We start from the raw sequence: 25,253 nt of genomic DNA, 5'->3' as shown, positions 1-25,253 counted from the left end.
CAAACATCAAGTTGGCGCGATCAAGACTCAGAAGCAACTTTATATATGATGCTCTGAAACCACTGACTGTAATATCCAGTTTCGGGCTTTGATACGATTCTTTCGATGTAAGCAATTCTGCTTCAATCTTGGAGCTATTGGTATTTCATCCATGTCATGCATCTGTGAAATACCACTAGACCCGATGTAATCAAAGTGTCCTGTACGCTTCACTGGCGGGTGAGCGGTGCATTGGATGGTGACTTTCATTGTCTTAAGCATTGAAGTCGATCCATCTGGAAGTCTCGATACGGAATGATCATCGTATCTGTGCTTGGCAGTTCCAATGCATCAACGCTTTAGCCTGAATGCGACATCAGGGAGCAAATTGTCTGATGTGGATCAGTTTACGTTTAATAACCAACAAATTTGCTGGCGACATATTTTTTATGAACAAACTGTATGTGCAGATGCACAATTAAACGCAACAGTTTGTCATTTTGCCGATATAATAAGCCTTCGGCGTCGGCATAATTCTTTAGGACCTATTCGAGCTATTGGTGAGTTTCTCATCTATTTGAAATTTTAACTAAATAAAATTTTTGATTTGACGCTCACTTACGAGGGTATCCGTGTGATGAATATACCAAACCTTGCGGCATCTGCCTATGGGCTAAGTTTAGGTTTCTTGTGAAATAACTTAGCTAAATGATCATTTTTTAATCATATTTAGTAAATCTTGGATTAATCGAGCGTATGAATTCTACACAGCAATGGCAAAGTGTCACTTGGTTTGAAGTGGATGAGCATCAATTAGGGCAGCGAATTGATAACTTTTTATTTACCCGATTGAAAGGTGTGCCAAAAAGTCGAATTTATCGTTTAATTCGCGAAGGGCAAGTTCGTATCAACAAAAAACGCGTGAAAGCAGAGACGCGTTTGGCGATTGGGGATCAAATTCGTGTCGCACCAATTCGCTATGAACAAAAAGATGACAGCGATGTACCTGTGAGTGATGGTGTGGCGCAAAGCTTACTCAGTCGTGTCGTGTATGAAGATGAAGGACTGTTGGTGGTGAATAAGCCATCCGGTATCGCAGTACATGGTGGTAGTGGTGTTGCGTATGGCTTAATTGAGGCTTTACGTGCCGCGACGGGGAAAAAATATTTAGAGTTGATTCACCGTATTGACCGTGATACCTCTGGTTTGGTGATGATCAGTAAAAAGCGTAGTACCTTAAAACTGCTACAGGATTTACTGCGCGAGCATAAAATACAGAAAACCTATACTGCGATTGTGAAAGGGCAAGTCAGTTTGGATCAACAAATGATTGATGCACCTTTACTCCGCTACGAGCTTTCTAATGGTGAGCGTCGGGTTCGCGTCACTAAAGAAGGTAAGCCAAGTAAAACAGAATGGAAGGTGGTAGAGCGCTTTAAGACAGCAACCCTGATCAATGCCTCACCGTTATCGGGTCGTACCCATCAAATTCGTGTGCACGGTTTAAGTATTGGTCATCCGCTGATTGGCGATGATAAATATGGACACAACACACCTTATGCGGGTCCAGAAGCAAGACGCTTGTGTTTACATGCGATGCGTTTGGAAATACCAAACTATCCAGTGATTGAAGCGCCGATGCCTGAGGATATGCAACAAGTTATAGACGAGTTGAGAAAAAAGCCTTGAGCCAAATTGATAAAATAGCAATCAGTCACAGCATTGAGCTGGTGATTTTTGATTGGGATGGCACTTTATTCGATTCCGTTGGGCAGATTGTGGCAAGTTTGCAACATGCAGCACAACGATTCGAGCAGCCGTTAACGGATGAAGCTGCGAAAAGTATTATTGGTTTGGGCTTGCCTGAAGTGATGCAAATCTTATTTCCTCAAGTGCCACATTTACAGCAAGATATTTTGCAATGCTATGCAGATCATTATGTTGCTAACTCTAAAGGTGATGCTTGGTTTAGTGGCGTTGCTGAATTACTCATGGATTTAAAGCAGCAAGGTTTGAAACTTGCGGTTGCCACAGGAAAAAGTCGGAAAGGTTTAGATCGTGTACTCAGTCAAACCAATAGCCATGATATTTTTGATATTACCCGTGCTGCCAGTGAAACCAAGTCCAAGCCAGATCCGTTGATGCTGCAAGAAATTCTTGCCGAAATGCAGGTGGATGCGACACGTGCGATTATGGTGGGAGATACCAGTTATGATCTTGAGATGGCACAAAATCTGAATATGCATCGTATCGGTGTGAGTTATGGTGTGCATAACATTGAAACTTTACAACGTTATCAACCTTTAGCGATTGCTCATAATGTTCAGGAATTACAGGGTTACTTACAGCGTATCTTGCAGGTGAATGCTTTAACAGAAAGTTAAGCCATTTGAAAATGATAAAAAGATGGGGAAGTACGCTTTCCCATCAGCCATAATAAAAATAGGAAAACCATGAGTCGTTCAATTCGCCTGCTCAACCTTTTACAACTGTTAAGAGAATATCGCTATCCTGTGACTGCACAGGTATTGGCTGAGCGCTTGCAGATCAGTCAACGTAGTATTTATCGTGACATTGAGAGTTTACGAGCACAAGGTGTCAATATAGAGGCTGGCGCTGGTGTAGGTTTTCAACTTAAAGAAAATTTCTTACTCCCGCCGATGACCTTAAATGAAACTGAAATAGAAGCCATTTTCTTGGCTTTAAATTGGTTGAATGACATTCCAGATCAAGCCTTAAAATCTGCATCAACTTCGGTGTTAGCTAAGTTAAATGCAGTATTACCTGAACATTGCCAGTATTTATTACAACAAACCACATTAAGAGCATTTAGTATTTGGTTGCCTGTCGATGAACAATGGGTTGAGCAAATACGTTTGGCGATTCGGCAACAAGTCAAAATTTCAATGAACTATGCGGATGAACAGCAACGAATAAGTACTAGAACGGTATGGCCGTTTGCATTGGGGTATTTTAATGACAAAATCGTTTTAGCTGCTTGGTGTGAGTTGCGCAATGATTTTCGAAATTTTCGGATTGATCGTATTCAACAATTAACCTTGAGTCAGGACGTGTACCCCCAATTTAAACAACAACTCTTTCAACAATGGTGGATAAAAGAAGTCTGCCATTCGACTACTGACAAAAACTGACAATCAAAACCATTACATTTAAATAAGACCAACAAACAAGGAAAAATGAAAATGACACTTAAACTTTATACCAATTCTCAATCTCGTGGTGTGGTGGTCGATTGGCTACTGATCGAACTTGGCATTGAATGTGAACGCATTGAAGTTGCCTTTGAAACCGAAATGAAAACGCCTGAATATTTAAAAATTAATCCCTTTGGCAAGGTTCCTGTTTTGGTTGATGATGGGGTTGTCATTTATGAGTTAGGTGCAATTTGTGCATATTTGGCAGATAAGTTTATAGAAAAAGGTTTAGCACCTGCATTGGATGATCCTCAGCGCGGTATTTACTATCGTTGGCTGATGTTTATTTCTGGACCGTGGGATGCTGCATCGACCAATAAAATGCTCGGTATAACTATAAAACCAGAACAGAAGATGTTTGTTGGATATGGTGATGATCAAGATGTTTATACTGCTTTTGTGCAGGGCTTAAGTGAAGCGGATCCATATTTATGTGGGGCCCAATTTACTGCGGCGGATGTGATGGTCGCCGCGATGTTATTTTGGCAGTTAAAAATGAATGAAATAGAACCTCATCCTGCAATAGAACGTTATTTAGAAAATGTCAGCCAACGACCAAGTTATCAACAGTTCGCTGCATTTTTTAGTAACGTATAAAAATAGATTTCTTTCATCAATTCCCTTGCGAAACTTCAATCTTTCCTCATGCTCCCGATGGGAGAAATATAAAGAGGCTAAATATAAAGAGGCTAAATAGTGATGAAACAGTTCTAATAAACTAAAGCAGAAAACAGTCGTATTAATCGGCTGTTTTTTTTTATTCATTTTAGGTTTTGGAAAAAATGGATTACGTCAGCTTACATAAATTAAGTAAACAATGAGGATCAGCAATAAAATTATATTGACTCGACTAGAGAAAATCAGCATAACTAAGAACCTTATGTGAGGATTGAAGTCGATGATTTGGATGAAATAAAATCCTTTAAAAATTATACAATCTATTGATTTGATAAAATTTAGATTGAAAGACTTCTTATCATTTAATACATATTCGCTGATGCCTCATGCGATTGGATTCCACCAAAGAAGACGTACATGAAAGATAAGCCGACATTAACCTATCAATTGCCGACACAATCTTGCTTGAGCCACACTTGGGAGAAACCTCCATTTCCACACGAGGCTTCTGAGCATTCTGGTATTGATCGTTTTTATAATCTAGACAGACCTTTAACATCGTTGGGTCGTAAAGCTTTATTTAAATGGCTTGCGACGCGTAAGTCTTTTACATGGCGTGTTGATCCTGCGCAAGAATTGAATCTGCGTAATCAGATGTTGGAATTGCCACAAAACCGTCCGCATGCAGATCTCAATGATTGGCAAATGTGGTTTATTGGTCATGCTACTGTTTTGATTCAAATCGGCCCTTATAATTTTTTGACTGATCCTGTTTGGTGTGAATATGCCAGCCCAAGACAAGGGCGAGGGCCGCAACGTGTGTGTACCGCAGGCATAGCTTTAGAGCATTTGCCAACTATTCATGGGGTTTTGCTGAGTCATAATCATTATGATCACATGGACTTAGCAACTCTGGATTGGTTACATCAGAAGTTTGAAATGCCAATTTATACAGGTTTGGGCAATGGCTATTACATGCCGAAATATTTTCATGTCATTGAAATGGACTGGTGGCAGGAAATCCCATTTCATGATGAATTAAAGATCGCTTATACCCCTGCGCAGCATGCTTCTGGACGAGGATTTAGAGATCAAAATCGGGCGCTGTGGGGTGGCTTTTCACTTTTAGCTAAAACGGGGCATTGTTTCTTTGCTGGTGATTCTGGCTATGGGGGACACTTCAAACAAATTCATGAACGTTATGGTGATGCAAGAGTTGCATTATTACCTATCGGTGCATATGAACCGCGTAAATTGATGCATTATGTGCATATGAATCCACAGGATGCATTCCACGCTCATTTAGATCTCCATGCCCACCGTTCTTTGGCGATTCATTATCGAACTTTTCAGTTGACGGATGAAGACCGTGATACGCCAGAACATGAATTGATGCATGCAATGAAATCATCTTCAAGATTGATTAGTCCTTTTTATTGTATTCGTGAAGGGCATTTTATACGTGCTTAATACTTAAGCTAAATCTTGATTTGTTATTTTTAAATATGAGAAAACGATGCTCCTAGACGCTGTACATCCTGAAAACTATGCAGAACTACTAGCCGTTTGGGAGGATTCTGTTCGAGCAACACATGATTTTATTAGTGAAGATGATATTGCTTTTTTTAAGCCAATCATTATAGAACAGGCTTTTCCAGCAGTTACTTTAAAGTGTATGAAAAGTGATACAGGTACGATTTTGGGCTTTGTTGGTGTGGCAGAGAAAAAGATTGAGATGTTGTTCATTCGAAATGCAGCACGAGGTCAAGGCATTGGCAAGCAGTTGTTATTTTATGCAGTTGAACAGCTTGGTGCGACCAAGGTGGATGTCAATGAACAAAATCCACAGGCAGTGGGTTTCTATGAATGTTTAGGCTTTAAAGTCATTTCTCGTTCCCCACTGGACGGATTGGGTAAACCTTTCCCGATTTTGCATTTGAGTTTGTAGCTTTAAATTGTTTGGGTAAAAAAGCCATCCGAGGATGGCTTTTTTTGTACTTCAAAAATTAAAGAAAGCTTGGTAAATGTCTCGCTGGATCGGTTGCTCGTGCGGCTTGAGCATCGGCCACCGTTAAACCTAATGCTTGTGCAACACCTTCACCATAAGCGGGATGACATGCATAGCAATTACGAATATGGCGATATTTAATAAAGTCTAGTGCATCACCCATCGCACCTGCTGTATTGTTAAACAGTGCCTGTTGTTGCTCAGGTGTCATCAGTTCAAACAGCGCACGAGGTTGGCTAAAGTAGTCATTATCGTCTTCACGGAAATCCCAGAAATCAGCATCGCCATTGATTTTTAATGGTGGCTCTTTGTACTGCGCTTGCTCTTGCCATTGACCGAAACTATTTGGTTCGTAGTGTGGTAAAGCACCGTAATTAGCATCGGTACGCCCTTGACCATCACGGTGATTACTGTGAACAGGGCAGCGTGCCGCGTTGACTGGAATTTGTTGATAATTCACACCTAAACGATAACGTTGAGCATCGGCATAGTTGAATAGACGTGCTTGCAGCATTTTGTCTGGTGAAACGCTAATGCCAGGAACGAGGTTGCTCGGAGCAAAAGCGGACTGTTCAACATCCAAGAAAAAGTTTTCTGAATTACGATTTAACTCAAACTCCCCAACTTCGATGAGTGGGTAGTCACCATGAGGCCAAACTTTGGTTAAATCAAATGGATGGTAGGGAACTTTTTCAGCATCTTGTTCAGGCATGATTTGTACACACAACGTCCATTTTGGATAGTCGCCACGTTCAATTGCGTCAAATAAATCACGTTGATGGCTTTCACGATCTTGACCAACCAATTCACCTGCTTCTGCATCAGTGAGGTTTTTGATGCCTTGTTGTGTTCTAAAGTGGAATTTTACCCAGTAGCGCTCATTGGCTGCGTTAATAAAACTATAGGTGTGGCTACTAAAGCCATGCATATGACGATAGCTGGCAGGAATGCCTCGGTCTGACATTACAATAGTCACCTGATGCAGTGCTTCTGGCAGTAAAGTCCAAAAATCCCAGTTATTGGTTGCGCTACGCAGATTGGTTTTAGGGTCGCGTTTCACTGCTTTGTTTAAATCTGGGAATTTACGTGGGTCACGTAAAAAGAACACAGGCGTGTTATTCCCGACCATATCCCAGTTGCCTTCTTCAGTATAAAACTTAAGGGCAAAACCGCGAATATCACGTTCCGCATCAGCGGCACCACGCTCACCAGCAACGGTGGTAAAACGGGCGAACATTTCAGTTTTTTTACCGATTTCACTAAAAATTTTAGCGCGAGTGTATTGGGTAATATCGTGGGTGACTGTAAATGTACCAAATGCACCTGAACCTTTGGCATGCATACGACGCTCAGGAATCACTTCACGCACAAAGTTGGCAAGTTTTTCATTTAGCCACAAGTCTTGGGCAAGGAGTGGTCCTCGCGCGCCCGCAGTTAAACTATTTTGGTTGTCAACGACGGGTGCACCAAAGTCTGTTGTAAGTTGGCTATAAGGACATTTTTTGTCATCTTGGCTCATGTTTCTTCTCCATCAGGGTGATCTGCATGAAATCAGCCTGACTATTAGACCGTTATGAAAGTTGGACCGTTACAGCCTAATCATGGCTCGATTGGGTATCGTGATAGATGCCTAAATAATATTTACCATGATTAGGTGTAGCCTTTGTACTTTTTACTCTAGGCGGATAAAACTCTTTTTTCCAATGGATTAAAGTTGATGTCTTAAATGCTTTATTCGATTGAAGCTGTTTAAATCTTAAACTTTAACTTAACCCATGTTGATATATGAATTGTTAAAGAAGTTAAAAAATATTTAAAAAATAGATATTTATTTTGTGATTTTTCTGGGGTGGCGGTGGTCAAAATGAAAAGTTGCTTAGATGAGGGCGGCATGAATATATTTAGACGTTGTAGCGCAAATACATGTTGGTGTTGTGTAAATAAGGTGATTTCGCAACTTCAATTGATATGGAATTTCTAAGCTTAAATGCTAGAAATATGTAAGTGAAAATGAATTGATTTTATTTCATGGTATTTTTGAATTTAACTGTTTTGGGATAGAAAAATGAAAAAAATTACTTATGGTTTAGGTTTGTCAGTGACTCTTCTGGCTGGTTGTAGCTCAGTTACTCACAATAGTGATCTGAAAACCACTCAATCAAATACAGTAACGGTCGAATTTGTTGGGAATACTACCTATAGTGCGCCGCAACAGCAAGGTACAGTCAGTTTATATGCTTTGGAAACAGGTTTGGCCGATGCGCCTGCGACCTTAATTCAACAAAAGCAAGTGCAGGTTTCTCAAGTTCCGTTTACTGTGAATTTTACAGTGCCAGCAGATCATAAAAAGCTGATTCAACCGACGGTCCGCGGGGACGCTGAGATTACTTATTACGTGACATGGGAGTCGGCTACTCAGAATTTGACAGGAAAAGATGCGATTGTGATTGACTACGACCGAAAATTCCCTCGTGTTAAACTGGGAAGCGGCAAGCAACAGATTTATTTGAAATAATAATATCTAACAAGAAAGGGTGACGCTCAGAAGAGGATTACCCTTTTTATTCATGTTGATTCGCTAGCTTTCTCTGTTCTAGGCGTTGACCAAACGATTTGATTTAACCATATCCGCTAAACCATGTGTTCTAAAATAATGCTCTAGCCAGCTCTTAATCAGCAATGGATTATTCATACGCAAAACTTCATCTAATAGCCGTTTTGCATCACTCATTGGAATATGACAAATCGCCTTTCGTACCCTTAAAATATTACTTGAGCTCATAGAAAGGGTGTCGAAGCCCATTGCCATCAATAGAATTGCGGACAAGGGATCACCTGCCATTTCGCCACAAATACTGATCGGTTTTTGATACTTATGGCAGTCTTGTACCAGTTGTCGCAGTGCGCGTAAAACCGAGGGATGAAGATGTGAGTAGACATTGGCCACATGCGGGTTATTACGATCGACGGCCAATAAATATTGCGTCAAATCATTTGAACCAACGGAAAAGAAATCAACCAGTTCCGAAAATTCATCAATTTGAAACAGCACGCTTGGCACTTCAACCATAATGCCGAGTTTGGGTTTGGTTATTTTGACTTGCTCTTCTTCTTGAACTGCAATCCAGTCACGCTCAAATAAGTACAACACTTCTTCCACTTCACTGACACTGGTCACCATTGGCAGTAAGATATGAAGGTTGTTTAAACCAATACTGGCTTTTAACATCGCACGGATTTGTGCAGAAAAAATCTCAGGATGATCCAGCGTAAAGCGCAAGCCACGCCAGCCCAATGCAGAGTTCTCTTCTTCAATACTAAAATACGGCAGATCTTTATCCGCACCAATATCCAGTGTTCGCATAATCACAGGCTTATTGGCGAAATGACTGAGTTGTTGGCGGTAAATCGCACGTTGTTCTTCTTCACCTGGGAAGCGTTCACGCAGCATAAATGGAATTTCACTACGATATAGCCCGACACCTTTGGCACCGCGTTGTACCCCACGCACAACATCAATCATTAAACCAGTATTGACGAACAAGGGGATCGCGACACCATCGGGGGTAATTGCATCTTTGGTCTCATACTGCTTTAAATCTTTGGCAATTTGTTCTTCTTCTTTTTGGACTTCTTTATAACGTTGGCGCAATCGACGTGGTGGATTGACGAAGATCCGTCCTTGATAGGCATCGACAATCATCTCAATGTCATCAAGCGTGGTAATCGGTAACTCGGTTACCCCCACAACCGTTGGAATCCCGAGTGCACGTGCCACAATCACCATATGTGAATTGGCTGCACCTTCGGAGGTCACAATCGCTGCAATATTATCAACAGGAAGTTCAACGAGCGCTGCGGTACTGATTTCTTCACCGATGAGGATGCTATCAGGGCTAAGCTCACGATGACTGGTATCATTTTCCTGCAAGCAAGCGAGAATTCGACGACCTAAGTCTTTAAGGTCGGAAACTCGTTCTCGTAGGTAGTCATCTTCCATTTGTGCAAAGAGGGCGATGTGTTTATCAATCACCTTCCGCACCGCACCTTGTGCCCAACTTCCTGAGCGAATATGGTCTTTAATTTCACTTGGCAGTGCATTTTCATCCAACATCCGTAAGAACACGCTAAATAAAGCACGCTCTTCCGACATGAGGGAATCTTGCATTTTTTCATCTAAGGACTGAATTTCTATACGAACTGAAGCAATCGCTTGATCGAGTAATGCTAATTCATCGCTAATGTCTTCAGCTTCGCGATCTGGAATCACGGCTAAATCAGCAGGGGGGTAGAGTACAATCGCACGGCCTAAGGCGATGCCACCCGCACCAGACACACCCTGAAAGGTTTTATAGGTAGAGCCGCCATTGGGTTTGCGGAAAACGTCAATATTCCCTACGGCATGGGCATGCGCGATCACACCAGATAGTTGTGCACATAGCGTGACCAGAAAAGATTCAGCCGCTTCACTAAAGTCTTGTGATTCCTTATTTTGAACCACCAAAACACCCATGACCTTACGGCGATACATCACAGGTACGCCAAGGAATGAGTTAAATAGTTCTTCACCTGTTTCAGGCAAATAAGCAAAGCGTTCATGTTTCGGCGCATTGTCTAAGTTGACAATTTCTTCGCGTTGACCGACTAAACCGACCAAACCTGTACCGACACTTAAAGAGACTTGTCCAACGGATTCAGGGTTTAAACCTTTTGAGGCCATCAACACATAACGACGATTACGCTCATCTAAGAGATATATAGAGCATACATCCACATGCATCGCTTCAGCCACATGATTGACCATAATGTCCAAAGAGTCATGCAAACTGACGGACGCATTGATTTCTTGCACAATGCGTCTGAGGGTGTCGAGTTGCATGTTTGACATGGATGTTTACTCCAATTTATAAATCGTTATATGCCTATTTATAACAGCTCTCTTGTTGAAAATCATTGCTTAAAATGATGATTCTATAACAATTAACGCTGAGGTAATTGTATGCACAATTCCATCATGGCTTTACGGTAAACATCACGTTTGAAGTTGACCACTTGACCCAATGGATACCAGTAACTCACCCATTGCCATTCATCGAACTCGGGTGGGTCTGATAGGTTTAACTGAATATGATGGGGCGAAGCCGTTAATTTCAGTAAAAACCACTTTTGCTTTTGTCCAATACATATCGGATCTGAATCTGACCGAATGTACCGATGTGGCAAACGATAACGCAGCCAACCTTTAGTTTGCGCTATAATTTGGACGTGTTCGGGCAATAAACCGACTTCTTCTCTCAGTTCACGGTAAAGTGCCTGCTCAGGGGTTTCTCCAAACTGGATACCTCCTTGTGGAAATTGCCAAGCATTGTGACCAATGCGTTTTGCCCATAAGACGTGTCCGTCATCGTTTGCCAAAATGATCCCGACGTTGGGTCGGAAACCTTCTGAGTCGATCATTTGGCTACCTAAATTTTGTCTATATCGTTGACTTTGATATCGGGGACAGTCACGCTTGCACGTCCAACTCGAAAAAGATCAAAGTAAAATGTTTAAAATTGCTATGATCTTAACGAATTTTTAGTGACTTACGGAAATAGATTTACGTTTTTTTTCTTTAATTTGCATTTAAATGAGCATTTATATGAAATTGGCTTTGTTTGATTTAGATCACACCCTGTTAAATACCGATTCTGACCATTCGTGGGGTGAATTTTTGGTCAATGAAGCTTTGGTCGATCCAGTTCATCATCGTCAAATGAATGACAAGTTTTATGAAGACTATAAAGCAGGGCAGCTTGATCCAATTGCTTATAATGAATTTGTTTTTGAGTTTTTGACCAAACATGACAATGCGTATTTAACGGAACTCCATCAGTTGTTTATGCAAAAGGTGATTCGTCCACAAATGCGCCCTAAAGGTTTTGAGGCAATTCAACGACATCAAGCGTTGGGGCATGCGATTGTGGGAATTACCGCGACCAGTGATTTTATCACCGCACCGATTTTTCGTGAATTTGGTATTACCGAAATTATTGCCACCAATGCTGAAGTGATTGCAGACAAATACACGGGTAAAGTAACAGGCGTGCCATGCTATCAAAAAGGCAAGCTGGTGCGCTTGGATCAATGGTTAGCAGGTCGTGAAGTAGAGGAGTCTTGGGCTTATTCGGATTCGATTAATGACCGTTTCTTATTGGAGTATGCAACCCATGCCATTGCGGTGAACCCTGATGACCGTTTAGAAACACTCGCTCAAGAGCAAGCATGGGAAATCCAAGACTGGTCGATTTAGGTCATCATCCTAATTAACTCTTCAGCAGCTTTAGACTGAATGCGGGCAGGGTGCCACACCATGCCCAATTGGCGCTGCATATCCAGATTAAGATCTAATTGTTTTAAATCATGATTGAGTAATGTCTTTGGTAACACTGACCAACCTAAGCCAATCGAAACCAACATTCTGATGGATTCTAACGGGTTATTGCTCATGCTAATTTTCGGTTTTAAGCCTTTTTTCTCAAATTCAGCAAGTGTGATTTGACTGGTGTAGGTATGTGCTGCTGGAAGTAGGCTTGGGTAAGCAATCAGGTCTTCGAGTTTCAGGTTTTGTTGTTGTGCTAAAGGATGAAAGGGCGACGCAACAAAAACCAAAGGATCATTCCAAATCGTCACATAACGCAGACGATCATCCCCAACAGGTGGCAAGGTCAAAAATGCAAGCTCTAACTCTCCAGCGAGTACGTGCTCATGTGCTTGTTCAGAATCGACGAAATGAACATCTAAAGTGACTTTGGGAAAATGCTGCACAAAGTTTTTGAGTGGTTCTGCCAAATGATGCAATCCAATGTGATGGCTGGTTCCGATTTTTAAACGACCTTGTACCTGCGCTTGCTCATGGCTTAAGGTGTGGTGAATTTCGCCAAGTTCGTTGAGCCAACCCCTTACTTTAGGCAACAGTGAGTGTGCAGCATAGGTGGGTTGTATACCCCGTCCTGCGGATTCAAATAGCTTGACATCAAAATACTGTTCTAAGCTATGAATCCGTTTGGTGACCGCAGGTTGAGTTATAAATAATTGTTCTGCCGCGATAGAAATAGAACCTGTTTCCATCACTTTTACAAATGCTTCAAATGCAGCAAGGTTCATAGGGATGTATCCAAGAACATTTTAAAAATTTAACCAAGAGCTTGATTTACTTTATGTCATTTAACCAAAACGACTCCACACTTTTTCATGGAAGAAAAAAGCAAATGCCTGTACGGTTGGTTCAAGTAAGCTCAAGGTTGCGGACACGAGTAAGTTTCCAGTAATCGCATAAGCGACTAGCATAGCAACACTAATATGTAAGATGTAGTAACTCAAGGTCTTTTTGAGCGTCCGTTGATTGTTTATCACGAATTGTTGAATATTCGCCATTGTAAGCACCATCGTAAAACTTAATTATTTAAATAATAATCATTATCACTTGTAATGTAAAAAAGAAATTTTGATTTATGGTGATTGGATTTGTGAATGTATCTTTTACTGGTGCTGTAAAATCAACAACAACTTGAACACCCATTCTTATTCTAGTTGGATACTTTAATATACTTACTCATAAATTAAAGCGTCACTTTACTTGGACAAATTTCAAAAACTACACGACTTTTTATCCCATTTTTTGCGCATAAACTCACTCTCCAAATTGAATATATGTGATCGCTTCCCTTCGACATGCTCTGGGGACATTACGCTGAGCATGTCGAAGCGTTTTTAATTGAATGACTACTTTTATGGATGAGCTTATGAAATTTTAGATTGAACCTAAAGCATTTGTTTTAAATTCACTGATACATTCATCCGCATGTGATTTAAGAGCAGCCTTTAACACAGCAGCATTATTTGCAATTAATTGGTCATAAGATGGTGAATTTTTTTTGTCGTCTTGTTTTTTTGAACAAATGCTTTCAGCAATGACTTTTTTATTCTTAGTATCAATCAATCTTAGTTTTGCAGCGTATACAACTCGATAGTTATTCCAATCTGAAGTGTAGTAAATAGACTGCCAGTACGTTGTTTGAACATCGAGTAGAATATCTGCCTCTTTGTGCTGTTCAGCAAGTGTTTTAATATTATTCGTTGTGGTCGTTGATGTGCTTGTTGTGATATGCGTTATCCCTAGTTGGCTCTCTAGTGTTTTCGCTAGTTCATTCGCTATATAGATCGCAGGATCTTCTACCTGATTTTCGTTGATGATCTTGTTGCCACTAGATATCTGAGCAGCCAGTCCAAGAAGAGCAAACTGTACATTTAATGCCGTAGTTGCTAAGAAAGATGGTTTTTCTCTTTTGGAGATAATCAAGGATGTTGGATTTGATGCTTTTACAGTATTTACATTAAGTTTCTGAGTTGGGGTGCTTGCACATCCAGTGAAGAGAGAGACGAATATAAAAATAGATGGGAATATAAGTTTTTGCATTGATTTTGTATCCGAAAGGCGTGAGTTGCTTTATAAATTTCTGAGGAATTATACAAAATTAGTTATTTTTTGGTTAACTATATTTTTTTATGAGTTATTAGATAGATAGCCATTTTATCTCATGATTGATGTATTTAAAGTACATTAAATTTTATCAAGGAAGTCTTAAGTCATTCCAAAAAGTTTGTTAATTTATAAAAATGATAAATTAGATTTATGTAAAACCATTGTTATAATCAATCTAAGATTTAGTTACCCAGTCCTATGGCAAGCACGATGGAGAGCGACGACATGGCAGGCAAAACATTGTATGACAAATTATGGGATGACCATTTAGTAACGCAACGTGATGATGGTTCATGCTTAATTTATATTGATCGTCACTTATTGCATGAAGTCACCAGTCCTCAAGCATTTGAGGGTTTACAACTTGCTGGGCGTCAACCATGGCGTTTAAGTGCCAATGTCGCAACACCTGACCACAACGTTCCAACCTCTAAAAAAGAGCGTGAACAGGGGATTGCAGGAATTGAGGACGAAACCTCTCGTATCCAAGTGCAAACCTTAGACGATAACTGTAAAACATTTAATATCGTTGAATTTGGGATTAATGACATTCGCCAAGGGATTGCGCATGTTGTAGGCCCAGAGCAAGGTTTAACTTTACCGGGTATGACCGTGGTTTGTGGTGACTCGCATACGGCAACGCATGGTGCTTTTGGTTGTTTGGCACATGGGATTGGGACATCAGAAGTTGAACATGTATTGGCAACACAATGCTTAGTACAGAAAAAATCTAAAAATATGTTAGTCCGTGTAGACGGTGTATTGGGCAAAGGCGTGACATCGAAAGATGTGGTTTTGGCCATCATCGGTAAGATTGGTACGGCTGGTGGTACAGGTTATGCAATCGAGTTTGGCGGACAAGTGTTCCGTGATATGTCGATTGAAGGCCGTATGACAGTGTGCAATATGGCAATCGAAGCGGGTGCACGTGTGGGTATGGTCGCAGTGGATGACAAGACTATTGCCTACGTAAAGGATCGTAACTATGCACCTAAAGGCGAACAGTGGGAACAAGCGGTAGAATATTGGAACACTTTACATTCTGATGAAGACGCTGAGTTTGATGCGGTCGTTGTATTGAATGGCGCAGAGATCGAGCCGCAAGTGTCTTGGGGAACCTCTCCAGAAATGGTAATCCCAGTTACGCAAGCAGTACCGACTTTAGAACAAGCCAAAGATGATGTACAGCGTAATGATTGGACACGTGCTTATCAATATATGGGCTTAAACGCAGGTCAGGCTTTGTCTGATATCCAATTGGATCGTGTCTTTATTGGTTCATGTACCAACTCACGTATTGAAGATATTCGTGCCGCTGCCGAAGTCGTGAAAGGTCGTAAAGTCGCTTCAAGTATTAAACAGGCGATGATCGTTCCGGGTTCTGGTTTGGTTAAACAGCAGGCAGAGCAAGAAGGTTTGGATCAAATTTTCTTGGAAGCAGGTTTTGAATGGCGTGAACCGGGTTGCTCAATGTGTTTGGCAATGAATGCTGATAAGTTACAACCAGGTGAGCATTGTGCATCAACCTCAAATCGCAACTTTGAAGGTCGTCAGGGCAATGGTGGGCGTACCCATTTAGTCAGTCCAGCGATGGCAGCTGCGGCAGCGATTGCAGGTCACTTCGTTGATGTTCGTTCATTCTAAGGGAGCAAAATCATGGAAAAATATACTGTAGAACAAGGTATTGTTGCACCTTTAGATCGTGCCAATGTGGATACTGATTTAATTATTCCGAAACAGTTTTTAAAATCAATTAAGCGCACTGGCTTCGGCGATAACTTATTTGATGAATTACGCTATTTAGATGAAGGCTATTTAGGTCAAGACATTAGTAAACGTCCTAAAAACCCTGATTTTGTCTTGAATCAGCCTCGTTATCAAGGTTCAACGATTTTGCTAGCGCGTACCAATTTTGGTTGTGGTTCAAGTCGTGAACATGCGCCTTGGGCACTCAATGAATATGGTTTTCGTACCGTGATTGCGCCAAGCTTTGCAGATATTTTCTTTAATAACTGTTTTAAAAATGGCATGTTGCCTGTGATCTTGTCTGAAGAGATTGTGGATCAGTTATTCAAAGAATGTGCTGAAGAAGGTTATCAATTGACCATTGATTTGGAAGCACAACAAGTACGTACGCCAACAGGTGAAGCCTTCAATTTTGAAATTGATCCATTCCGCAAACATTGTTTGCTGAATGGTTTAGATGACATTGGTTTAACTTTACAAGTGGCTGATGAGATTCGAGATTTTGAAGCGAAAGCCAAACAAGTGCGTCCTTGGGTATTTGATGAAATCAAAGCCTAATTGTTTGAATACAATTTGAACATAATCATGGCGTAGCGATACAACTCTTGTTAACATGCAAACAAAGATTAATTTGCTTGCATGTTGATATGACATGAGGACTGGGCCCGAACAATGAGAAGGATATTAGCACGCAATATTTTGCTGTGTTTATGTGTTGGTACGACTTTAACTGCCTGTCAGAATACACAAAATGTGGTTGATCAAGTTCGTATTGCTCAAAATACTTTAGAGCAGAGAGCGAATAACGCAACTTTATATTGTTCAGGCGTAGAAAATTGTGAATTTGCACGTATCGATGATACTGAGGTGATTAATGCGACCTCGCATCGCATCAGTCGAGAGGCGATGGAGCGAGGCATTGTGAGACTACAAGGTTCGGTTTTTAGTCGAAAACAACAAGTCTATCTGAGTGTTCCTGCCAAAGAATATGAGGTCGTGATTCGCTTTTATCCAATCTCTTTAGATCGTGCGGAGACTTTTCATGTCATTCATGAATTCAAGCCTTATTTAAACTATACCTTTAAAATGTATAGAGATAGGCCATCTGGTTCGGGGAGTTTATTAAATGTCTCTGCACCTGACCCGCTATGTGTTGATTTGCAGCAGGAACAACGCACGATTCGCCGTTTTTGCCGATCTTATGATGTCCGTAAAGGCTTAGGCGAGTTTGTTGAAAGAAGAGTTTAATTGGCTTGCAGTGTAAACTGCTTATATCAAACTGGAAAAATAGATGTCTAAACATATTTTAATTTTAGCGGGTGATGGTATTGGCCCTGAAATCGTGGGCGCTGCTGAAAAAGTTTTAACCAAGGTCAATCATAAATTTAATCTAGGTTTGACATGGAAACATGGTTTGCTCGGTGGTTCAGCAATTGATGCACATGGCGAACCCTATCCAGCTGTGACCAGTGAACAAGCCAAAAAAGCAGATGCAATTTTATTAGGTGCTGTAGGTGGTCCTAAATGGGACAGCATCGAACGTTCGATTCGTCCTGAACGTGGTTTACTCAAAATCCGCAGTGAGCTGAATTTATTTGCCAATTTGCGTCCAGCGATTTTGTATCCACAATTGGCTGACGCTTCAAGCTTAAAACCAGAAATTGTTGCAGGTTTAGATATTCTGATTGTGCGTGAGCTGACAGGTGGTATTTATTTCGGTCAGCCACGTGGTATCCGTGAACTCGAAAACGGTGAAAAACAAGGCTACAACACTGACGTTTATTCCGAAAGCGAAATCAAGCGTATTGCTAAAGTCGCGTTTGAGCTGGCTGGCTTACGTGGTGGTAAAGTGTGTTCAGTCGATAAAGCCAATGTGCTTGAAGTGACCGAGTTGTGGAAGCAAACAGTAACCGATTTACAGCAAGCGCAATATTCAAATATTCAGTTATCGCACATGTATGTCGATAATGCTGCGATGCAATTGGTCCGTGCACCTAAACAGTTTGATGTGATTGTCACAGGCAATTTATTTGGCGATATTTTGTCGGATGAAGCAGCAATGTTGACGGGCTCAATCGGTATGTTGCCTTCAGCATCATTGGATGAAAAGGGTAAAGGCATGTACGAACCATGTCATGGTTCTGCACCAGATATCGCAGGTCAAAATGTCGCAAATCCACTTGCCACTGTGCTTTCAGTTGCGATGATGTTGCGTTATACCTTCCGTGAAGAAGCAGCAGCCAAAGCGATTGAAGATGCTGTTGGTCAAGTATTAGATCAAGGTTTACGTACCGCGGATATTATGTCTGAAGGCATGACCAAAGTGGGGACAGATGCGATGGGTGAGGCGGTTGTTTCAGCACTGAGCTAGAGTCTATATTGAAAAAACGCAGCTAAAAAGGCTGCGTTTTTTATTTGGTATATTGATTTAGCACGCTTTGCCTTCATAGCGAATTGAACGCGCAATCTGTTGCTGATCTAACTCAAAAATAATATGACAATAAAAATTCACATCGTAGGATTGTTGACCCGTTTGAACCGCACCTATACGTGCAGAACTCCCTATGCCTGAACCAGATTCACCAAATGATTGTGGCATCGGCACTGGAATGTTGATTGGACGCAGTACGGTGAAAATCAAAGAACGATCAGTTTTTTTAGGTTGTTTTAACGTTTGAAAGCCTAAATCGTTCAAATTGATCTTGTTTTGAATGTCATCGGCAGACTGCCCAATATAAGGCTGTAAGTAATCTTGCAGTTGAACAGATTGCCATCCCGGTGTTGCGCAACCTTGTAATAGTAATGCGAAGAAAATAATAAAAAATTTATAATGCATTGTGACTATTTCCTTATTTTTGGAATAAATAATTTTTATATTTGATCAGCGAGCGCGAGAGACGTATTTAAATCTATCCGTTCTGGAGACGATATTATATTACAGCAATACTAATATATCGCTGAGGATATCTTAAACATTTAAGTCATTGCTAGACCGTTAAATAGCGCATTCGCTTCTTATAGCTTGTAAAAAAAGCCACGAGATGTGGCTTTTTTGCATTCACTAATTCTTAGCGCGCACGATAAGTGATACGACCCTTTGTCAAATCATAAGGTGTCATTTCAACTTTTACACTGTCACCTGTCAAAATACGGATATAGTGTTTACGCATTTTACCAGAAATGTGAGCAATAACTTCGTGACCGTTTTCTAAACGTACACGGAACATCGTATTAGGAAGCGTTTCGGTGACAACGCCTTCGAACTCAATGAGTTCCTCTTTATTGGCCATAGCCTACCTGAGATCAAATTGGAAAGGCGCAAATTATAGTCAATTTATTTAAAATTTACAAGATATAAGCTAAGCAAGGCTGTCAGATATTAATCAAAAGAACTGTCAGACAATTTATAAATTTTTTTTAACAAAAGAAGCAGAATAGTGTTGTCAGTTTGGTCAATCAACGTTAATCTAAATTTATTGTTCATTGTCACAATAAAGTATCTACAGGGAAGGGCACTGCGTGGGTCAGTTAACAGATGCATCGGTTGTATTGCGCTTTGGTTATCAGGCAATTCGTAAAGCAGGATTACCAACCGAAGAGATTTTAACAAAGGCAGGGGTTGCACTCAATCAAGTTGATACCAATGCGAGAACGCCATTAAGTGCACAGCATGCATTTTGGATTGCTGCTCGGGATGTGAGTAATGATCAAGATATCGGGCTGCATTTAGGGGAATATTTACCGCTATATCGTGGTCAAGTGATTGAGCATTTATTTATCAGTAGTGAAACCTTTGGTGAGGGCTTAAAGCGAGCACTGGCTTACCAACGTCTGATTAGTGATGCTTTTGATGCGAAACTTATTGTTGAAGATGGGCGCTGTTATTTAAGTAACGGTGAACAATTATGGCCTGACCAATTTGTTAATCGTCATTTTTCTGAATGTGTATTTTCTGGTATTTTACGTTTCTTTAAGTTTATTACTGAAGGTCAATTTCAGCCAATTTATATTGATTTTAATTTCAGTGAAGGGGCTGAGGATGACGAATATTTTAGAGTATTTGGCTGCCCCGTTAGCTTAGGGCAAAAAGAGACCCGACTTTATTTTGATGCTGCGGTGTTAGATTATCCTTTGTGGCAAGCTGAACCAGAGCTACTACAATTGCATGAACAGCTTGCCATTGAAAAATTACAAGAGCTTGCACGCTATGATCTCGTTGGTGAAGTTCGTCGTGCGATTGGTTCGACCTTGGAAAGCGGTGAGACGACCTTGGAAACTGTTGCAGCGCAACTCAATATTACACCGCGCCGCCTAAGAACACAGCTCAGCGAAGCAAATACCAGTTTTCAGCAAATTCTTTCAGATTATCGCTGTCGTCTAGCGAAAAAATTACTCGCAAATACCACTGAAAGTGTTGAGCGTATTGTGTATTTAACAGGTTTCTCTGAACCAAGTACTTTCTATCGTGCATTTAAACGTTGGACCAACGAAACCCCAGTGGAATATCGTAAACGTAAACAGCGCCAGTGATTTAAACTGATTCAACGAAGCCTTATCTCGAAAGATAAGGCTTTTTTTATTCAGCCAAGTTTAACCATTGCGGTCCCAGTGGCGGCTGTGGTAAGTCAAAGTGCTCTGGATAATATGCCTGAATAAAATAAAGCCCATCCGCTGGTGCTGTCACACCAGCCGCCTTGCGATCTTCAGCAGCAAACATGGTGTCAATATGTTCAATTTCATAGAGCCCTTGTCCGATTTCAAGCAAACATCCCATAATATTTCGGACCATATGATGTAAAAAACCATCGGCTTGAATATCGAGTACGAGGTAGCGACCATGTTCAAACAGACGACAATGTTTGACATGACGCACGGGTTGATTGGACTGACATGCTGCGGCGCGGAAAGATTCAAAATTATGAGTGCCTTCAAACTTTGCTGCGGCAGCGATCATTTTTTTCACATCTAAGTTTTGATAGAGATGAGTGACTTGTTTGTGTAGTAGCGCAGGTCGCATTGGAGCGTTATAAACAACATAGCGATAACGTCGCGCAATTGCTTTAAAACGTGCATGGAAATTTTCATCCATACATTTGATCCATTGAATCGAAATATCTTTAGGAAGTTGACTATTTGCACCCATGATCCAACCACGTTCAGGGCGGATGGCTTCAGTATCAAAGTGTGCCACCATATTAGTGGCATGTACGCCTGCATCGGTACGTCCTGCACCATGTAAAATAATGGTTTCGTTGGCGACTTTGCTGAGGACTTTTTCAATGGTTTCTTGAACACTTGCAATGCCCGCTTGTTGGGTTTGCCAACCACGGTATTGAGTACCGCAAAATTCAATACCGATTGCATAACGTTGCATGTCTTAACCTCAAGATTAGTGTTGCTGCCAATGCTCAAACCATTGATCATGGGTCGGGTATTTTAAATACATTTGCAGCACTTTTGCATATAAATCAGCATGGCAGTGACAATCATTGATCAAAACTTTAGCTGATTTAATCCAAGCACTCACCGCATAGCGCTGATCAAGCTGTCCAAAGGTCACTTGAGTGCTGATAATTGAAAGGCATTGTTTGTGATAGAGTGCGTCAAATAACGCTAAAATCTCATCATTCACTGCGATATTGCCAGTGCCGAATCCTTGTAACACGAGGAAATTTGGTGGTGCAGCCAAGATATTATTTAACTGCGATAACAGTTGCTCTTTGCCAATCGGTTGTAGCATAAGATTGAGCATACTGAGTTGTGCGGCTTGTTCAATATGTTCATTTTGAACAATAAAATAATCAGCCGTCGTTTTACAGGTTTGATTTGCATCTTTACCTGCAAAAGCATCAAGTTCAGTGGTGTGTACCTTTAATGTCGTTTGTGCGTGGAAAACTTGATGATGGAATGCCAGATAAACCCCTGCAGGCCGTTGTATGACTTGCTCAAGTGCAAGAGATAAGTTGCTCAATGCATCTGTAAACTCTCTGGTATCATTGCCTTCAATATTGAGTAAGGGGTATTGGCTGCCCGTAATAATCGCGTGGCAAGAATGCCCCAAAAAGCGTGCAAGCGTTGCTGCCGCATAGCTTAAAGTATCAGTGCCATGAATAATCACGAAATGCTGATAATTTTTGAGTTGTAACTGTTGAATTTGTTGTACTAACTGCAACCAATCAGTCGCTGTACATGCGCTACTATCTTGAATACTGGGTGCGGCAAAACACTCTACATCTAAGTGAGGTGGAATCACTTTTTTGAGTGCTGGTAAAAATTTTTGTTCTGGCATTGGCATCAGTGGTTCACCCACACAGCCAAAAGTTCCACCCATATAAATTAAAGCGATCTTTTGCATAATAAAAAGTTTTTCATCATAAAAAAGCAGTCATAGAGACTGCTTATATTAGACCGATACGCTTCAAGACGCTATTTTATTGAGTAATTTTTCTGAACGTTGTTGTTGTTCTTGGTTGAGTTGAAGCTGATGGTTTTGTAATAGTTCACGGGCAGATGCATAAGCACCAAGCTCAATATATTGTTCAGCTAGATCTAAGTTAAGTTGAGCTTCATCTAACTGTTGTAAATCTGGGAATGATTGAGCTAAAGGATCGTTGAGTTCTACAGTTGGTGTTTGTGGAATCGGCTCAGCGACTTCTAGGCTTGGTTCAGTAGCTGTGGTAGGTTCTGCAAGGTCAAAAGAAAACTCAGTTTTTTCAGTCGCTGCTTGTTTTTCACTATGATGTTGTGGTTGATCAATATTGAAATCTAAGCCAGACGTTTCGGTGATATTGTCATTTTTGATTTCACTCTGGCTAGATGTTGCATCTAAATTAGAGAAATTAAAATCTAATTCAGGTTTTGCGTCATTGCCCGATAATGCTTCAGTCGCAGGTGCTGAGGCGGATGAAAAGTCTAAAGTAGGTTGCTGTTGTAGCTCAGTCGTCGGTTTGACGGTTTCTTTCTGTTCAAAGGAAAAGTCGAAATCTAAAGCTTGAACCTGTGCCGCTGCTTCAACAGGTTTCTCTTGCTCAGCAGGAGCAGTGTATTCAGATTGTATATCCTCAAAAGTCGGTTTAGCCGATGTTTGGACTAATGCATCAAAGTCGGCCGTTTTATTTGGTATTTCTGCTGTTTCAACAAATGATGGTGTTGAATGCGATTTGAAATCGATACTATCAAATGATTGCGAATTTTTGATGCGTTCTTGATTTTTTGCTTCAGCGGCTTGTGCAATATCCGCGAGCTTTAGTGCGTGTACATGCTTGATCAATTGATCAATCGCAAAGTCATCCTTTTGTGCTAAATGGATATCAAGTAAAAATAGATAAAGCTCATGTTGGGAGTTGTCTTGCTTTAAAGCTTGATTGATTTGTGCTTCGGCAGATTGATAGTTACCGCTTTGAATTTGTTGCGTAAGTTTTTGACGCAAGCTTTCTGAAATTGCAGTCGTTGCTGGAGGGGCAGACTCTCGTTCTTCACGTGCGAGTGCAGTGCGCGTCGCTGCTTTCTTTGCTGTCTTGCTGGCACTTTTCTTGGATGCCGCATGATTTTGAGTGTTCTCACGTTTCTTTAAAACGATCGCAACGACCAATACGATGACGAGCAATACAATTATTATCGTTGACATGATCCATACCCCTTAAAAAATAGAACCGCTTTTATCCAAATCTTTGAGAATCTTCTTCCATAACTCAGCGTGTTGGTTTTTTAGTTTCCTGCTGCGCTTTCAGTTGATCTTGCAGCTCAGCAAGTCGAGCATTTAAAAGCTGAATCCGTTGATCCTTCTGGCGTAAGGCCAATTCCAACTGTGTTACGTTTCTTTGTAATGTAACGGTTTTTTCCCGTGCTGTCATAACTTTTAATGATAAGTCAGCGCTGGTTTTCTGTTGTAATGTGTCTTTTTTGGCACTTCCTGTGCTCGAATCTTGATTGCTTTCAGCGACCAAAGACATTTCTGCTTGTTGTAAGCGATATTTGGATTTTTCGGCAGGTGCAGCTAAAGTTTTTGCTGCAACTGGATCGGCATTTTGATTTTTGCGAGCAGGGATTGAATTAAGATCGAAGTTTAAATGTGAGCCTTGTCTAAGTCGGCTGGCACTTCCTCCGATAAAGGCATGTTCATTTTGTGCTTTAATCTGTTTCATTACTTGTGGGAGGGGTTGTTGGGTTTCAGCAGAAATCCGCTGAGCAATACTCCACAATGATTCATTGCGTTGAACTACATGCTTTTGGTTATTTACGAGTGTTGAATGGTCTGCTGCGGTTTTTTTCTTTGCTGGTGGAGTGGTATTTTTAGCTTGGTGTTGAGTTTTACTGTTTTGTTGCGCATTTTCAATCTCCGTGCCCTTCAGCTCGCTCTCAGAGATTATAGGCTTCATTTGCGCTGGAGTACTTACTGTTTGATTTTCTGATGCGAATGTTGTGCTGTCATGCTTCACGGCTGTTGCTTGTTGGTCTTGGGCTGTGGAAGCAACGGAGGCCACTTGAGTATTCGTAGTTTGTTCGATTGGCTGCACTGTGGTATTGGTGGTTGTAGCAACGCGGGTTTCTGAAATATTCAATACCGGCGGAAGTGCAAAGGGTACATTCAGCAGTTTTTCATGTTTTAAATCAGGTTGGGTGCTTGCGATATAGCGTGTGCTTTCAGGTAGATTTAAGGCAATATCTTTTTCACTGACAATAAACTTGGGTGTCAGTGATTTCTCACTACTGGTTTTGGTCTCTGATGCAGTTATTGTATTTTTACGTATCGGTTGTCGAATATGCTTTAAGTGTGCAGATTCGCCTTCTTTAATTTTAAGGATAATATTCAGTTCAGGATCAATCATCGGGCGTGATGAAGTAATGACAATGACTCCTTCACCTCGATTATTGTGACGTGTAAAAAAATTGAGTTGTGACGGAGGTTGATGCATAGCCCCCATCATGCGTAAATCCTCTGGTGTGGCTAGACTTACGTCAAATTTAGAATTTCGATCTGCTTGATGGAAGCTCATTTCTGCATAAAGTAACTCACCCGGTGCAGACTTGATTTGCAGTGGGTCAAAGGTAATCGCATAAAGTTGTTGCGAAGATAAAATGGCTAAAATGGCAATTTTTAATTTGTTATTAACAGTCATCTCGATCCATGAAAAGTGATGTTTTAGTTAGGTCATAAAGCCTG

The 25,253-nt window shown here is 40.9% G+C and carries 26 protein-coding genes; 13 read left to right on the top strand and 13 right to left on the bottom strand.

From position 1 onward, the window contains the following. Nucleotides 1–39: 39 nt before the first annotated feature. Nucleotides 40–261: a hypothetical protein gene (locus MMO38_RS09040; RefSeq protein WP_171063372.1), complete on the bottom strand. Its 222-nt coding sequence runs from the start codon at nucleotides 259–261 to the stop codon at nucleotides 40–42. Nucleotides 262–735: 474 nt separating this feature from the next. On the opposite strand from MMO38_RS09040, the gene MMO38_RS09035 reads away from it, so the two are divergent. From MMO38_RS09035 to MMO38_RS09010, 6 genes are all read left to right on the top strand, one after another. Continuing rightward, nucleotides 736–1,668, top strand: coding sequence for an RluA family pseudouridine synthase (locus MMO38_RS09035; protein ID WP_004668490.1), 933 nt, complete (start codon nucleotides 736–738; stop codon nucleotides 1,666–1,668). A 20-nt stretch (nucleotides 1,669–1,688) separates the two neighbouring features. Then, entirely contained in the window at nucleotides 1,689–2,363 is a 675-nt protein-coding gene (locus MMO38_RS09030; RefSeq protein ID WP_241323351.1) for an HAD-IA family hydrolase, read from the top strand. Nucleotides 2,364–2,432: 69 nt separating this feature from the next. Further along, nucleotides 2,433–3,131 carry a YafY family protein gene (locus MMO38_RS09025; RefSeq protein WP_241323299.1) on the top strand — a complete coding sequence of 233 codons (699 nt, stop codon included), beginning with the start codon at nucleotides 2,433–2,435 and terminating at the stop codon, nucleotides 3,129–3,131. A 51-nt stretch (nucleotides 3,132–3,182) separates the two neighbouring features. Continuing rightward, the gene (locus MMO38_RS09020; protein WP_005194913.1) at nucleotides 3,183–3,791 is read left to right on the top strand and encodes a glutathione S-transferase family protein; all 609 of its coding nucleotides are present in this window, start codon (nucleotides 3,183–3,185) and stop codon (nucleotides 3,789–3,791) included. Between the two features lie 438 nt (nucleotides 3,792–4,229). Then, entirely contained in the window at nucleotides 4,230–5,282 is a 1,053-nt protein-coding gene (locus MMO38_RS09015) for an MBL fold metallo-hydrolase (RefSeq protein ID WP_241323298.1), read from the top strand. Nucleotides 5,283–5,328: 46 nt separating this feature from the next. Further along, a complete protein-coding gene (locus tag MMO38_RS09010) occupies nucleotides 5,329–5,760 on the top strand; it encodes a GNAT family N-acetyltransferase (protein ID WP_241323297.1) in 432 nt (143 codons plus the stop codon). Between the two features lie 58 nt (nucleotides 5,761–5,818). Here MMO38_RS09010 and MMO38_RS09005 read toward each other — a convergent pair whose 3' ends face one another. Beyond that, nucleotides 5,819–7,339 carry a catalase gene (locus tag MMO38_RS09005; protein ID WP_005194928.1) on the bottom strand — a complete coding sequence of 507 codons (1,521 nt, stop codon included), beginning with the start codon at nucleotides 7,337–7,339 and terminating at the stop codon, nucleotides 5,819–5,821. Nucleotides 7,340–7,885: 546 nt separating this feature from the next. Here MMO38_RS09005 and MMO38_RS09000 point away from each other — a divergent pair. Next, a complete protein-coding gene (locus MMO38_RS09000) occupies nucleotides 7,886–8,335 on the top strand; it encodes a hypothetical protein (protein ID WP_241323296.1) in 450 nt (149 codons plus the stop codon). Nucleotides 8,336–8,413: 78 nt separating this feature from the next. Here MMO38_RS09000 and ptsP read toward each other — a convergent pair whose 3' ends face one another. Next, nucleotides 8,414–10,708: a phosphoenolpyruvate--protein phosphotransferase gene (gene ptsP, locus MMO38_RS08995; RefSeq protein WP_005194937.1), complete on the bottom strand. Its 2,295-nt coding sequence runs from the start codon at nucleotides 10,706–10,708 to the stop codon at nucleotides 8,414–8,416. A gap of 92 nt (nucleotides 10,709–10,800) precedes the next feature. Next, the gene (locus MMO38_RS08990) at nucleotides 10,801–11,277 is read right to left on the bottom strand and encodes an RNA pyrophosphohydrolase (RefSeq protein ID WP_004668505.1); all 477 of its coding nucleotides are present in this window, start codon (nucleotides 11,275–11,277) and stop codon (nucleotides 10,801–10,803) included. Nucleotides 11,278–11,461: 184 nt separating this feature from the next. Between MMO38_RS08990 and MMO38_RS08985 the strand changes: the two genes are divergently transcribed. Then, a complete protein-coding gene (locus MMO38_RS08985) occupies nucleotides 11,462–12,112 on the top strand; it encodes an HAD family hydrolase (protein WP_004668508.1) in 651 nt (216 codons plus the stop codon). On the opposite strand, the gene MMO38_RS08980 is transcribed toward MMO38_RS08985, so the two are convergent. The 3 genes from MMO38_RS08980 to MMO38_RS08970 all read right to left on the bottom strand — a co-directional run bounded on the left by MMO38_RS08980 (nucleotide 12,109) and on the right by MMO38_RS08970 (nucleotide 14,278). Further along, nucleotides 12,109–12,966 (bottom strand): LysR family transcriptional regulator, encoded by an 858-nt coding sequence (locus MMO38_RS08980; protein WP_241323295.1) that lies wholly within the window; start codon nucleotides 12,964–12,966, stop codon nucleotides 12,109–12,111. The genes MMO38_RS08985 and MMO38_RS08980 overlap by 4 nt on opposite strands. 60 nt (nucleotides 12,967–13,026) lie before the next feature. Further along, nucleotides 13,027–13,236 carry a DUF2061 domain-containing protein gene (locus MMO38_RS08975; protein ID WP_212749344.1) on the bottom strand — a complete coding sequence of 70 codons (210 nt, stop codon included), beginning with the start codon at nucleotides 13,234–13,236 and terminating at the stop codon, nucleotides 13,027–13,029. 376 nt (nucleotides 13,237–13,612) lie between these two features. Beyond that, nucleotides 13,613–14,278: a hypothetical protein gene (locus tag MMO38_RS08970; protein WP_241323294.1), complete on the bottom strand. Its 666-nt coding sequence runs from the start codon at nucleotides 14,276–14,278 to the stop codon at nucleotides 13,613–13,615. Nucleotides 14,279–14,569: 291 nt separating this feature from the next. Here MMO38_RS08970 and leuC point away from each other — a divergent pair, with 291 nt between their 5' ends. The 4 genes from leuC (at nucleotide 14,570) to leuB (ending at nucleotide 18,461) form a co-directional block, all read left to right on the top strand. Beyond that, on the top strand, nucleotides 14,570–15,988 hold the full coding sequence (gene leuC, locus MMO38_RS08965) for a 3-isopropylmalate dehydratase large subunit (RefSeq protein ID WP_130161955.1): 1,419 nt from the start codon (nucleotides 14,570–14,572) through the stop codon (nucleotides 15,986–15,988). 12 nt (nucleotides 15,989–16,000) lie between these two features. Continuing rightward, nucleotides 16,001–16,648, top strand: coding sequence for a 3-isopropylmalate dehydratase small subunit (gene leuD / locus MMO38_RS08960; RefSeq protein WP_241323293.1), 648 nt, complete (start codon nucleotides 16,001–16,003; stop codon nucleotides 16,646–16,648). Between the two features lie 114 nt (nucleotides 16,649–16,762). Continuing rightward, nucleotides 16,763–17,338, top strand: a complete 576-nt coding sequence (locus MMO38_RS08955; protein WP_004668520.1) for a hypothetical protein — start codon at nucleotides 16,763–16,765, stop codon at nucleotides 17,336–17,338. Between the two features lie 43 nt (nucleotides 17,339–17,381). Further along, complete coding sequence (gene leuB, locus MMO38_RS08950; RefSeq protein WP_241323292.1) at nucleotides 17,382–18,461, top strand: 3-isopropylmalate dehydrogenase; 1,080 nt, start codon at nucleotides 17,382–17,384, stop codon at nucleotides 18,459–18,461. Nucleotides 18,462–18,518: 57 nt separating this feature from the next. On the opposite strand, the gene MMO38_RS08945 is transcribed toward leuB, so the two are convergent. Further along, complete coding sequence (locus MMO38_RS08945) at nucleotides 18,519–18,926, bottom strand: hypothetical protein (RefSeq protein ID WP_241323291.1); 408 nt, start codon at nucleotides 18,924–18,926, stop codon at nucleotides 18,519–18,521. Nucleotides 18,927–19,158: 232 nt separating this feature from the next. Then, nucleotides 19,159–19,380 (bottom strand): translation initiation factor IF-1, encoded by a 222-nt coding sequence (gene infA / locus MMO38_RS08940; protein WP_001284370.1) that lies wholly within the window; start codon nucleotides 19,378–19,380, stop codon nucleotides 19,159–19,161. A 229-nt stretch (nucleotides 19,381–19,609) separates the two neighbouring features. Between infA and MMO38_RS08935 the strand changes: the two genes are divergently transcribed. After that, entirely contained in the window at nucleotides 19,610–20,620 is a 1,011-nt protein-coding gene (locus MMO38_RS08935; RefSeq protein ID WP_004668526.1) for an AraC family transcriptional regulator, read from the top strand. Between the two features lie 46 nt (nucleotides 20,621–20,666). On the opposite strand, the gene truA is transcribed toward MMO38_RS08935, so the two are convergent. From truA to MMO38_RS08915, 4 genes are all read right to left on the bottom strand, one after another. Then, nucleotides 20,667–21,464: a tRNA pseudouridine(38-40) synthase TruA gene (truA, locus tag MMO38_RS08930; protein ID WP_004668529.1), complete on the bottom strand. Its 798-nt coding sequence runs from the start codon at nucleotides 21,462–21,464 to the stop codon at nucleotides 20,667–20,669. Between the two features lie 15 nt (nucleotides 21,465–21,479). Further along, nucleotides 21,480–22,445 carry an asparaginase domain-containing protein gene (locus MMO38_RS08925; protein WP_241323290.1) on the bottom strand — a complete coding sequence of 322 codons (966 nt, stop codon included), beginning with the start codon at nucleotides 22,443–22,445 and terminating at the stop codon, nucleotides 21,480–21,482. Between the two features lie 63 nt (nucleotides 22,446–22,508). After that, the gene (locus MMO38_RS08920; RefSeq protein WP_241323289.1) at nucleotides 22,509–23,717 is read right to left on the bottom strand and encodes a FimV domain-containing protein; all 1,209 of its coding nucleotides are present in this window, start codon (nucleotides 23,715–23,717) and stop codon (nucleotides 22,509–22,511) included. 64 nt (nucleotides 23,718–23,781) lie between these two features. After that, nucleotides 23,782–25,209 (bottom strand): FimV domain-containing protein, encoded by a 1,428-nt coding sequence (locus tag MMO38_RS08915; protein WP_241323288.1) that lies wholly within the window; start codon nucleotides 25,207–25,209, stop codon nucleotides 23,782–23,784. Nucleotides 25,210–25,253 lie beyond the last annotated feature (44 nt).

This window comes from Acinetobacter sp. NIPH 1852 (assembly GCF_022549455.1).
GTDB lineage: Bacteria > Pseudomonadota > Gammaproteobacteria > Pseudomonadales > Moraxellaceae > Acinetobacter.
The sequence above is the reverse complement of the archived record's forward strand: the minus strand, read 5'-3'. Positions and strand labels throughout refer to the sequence as shown.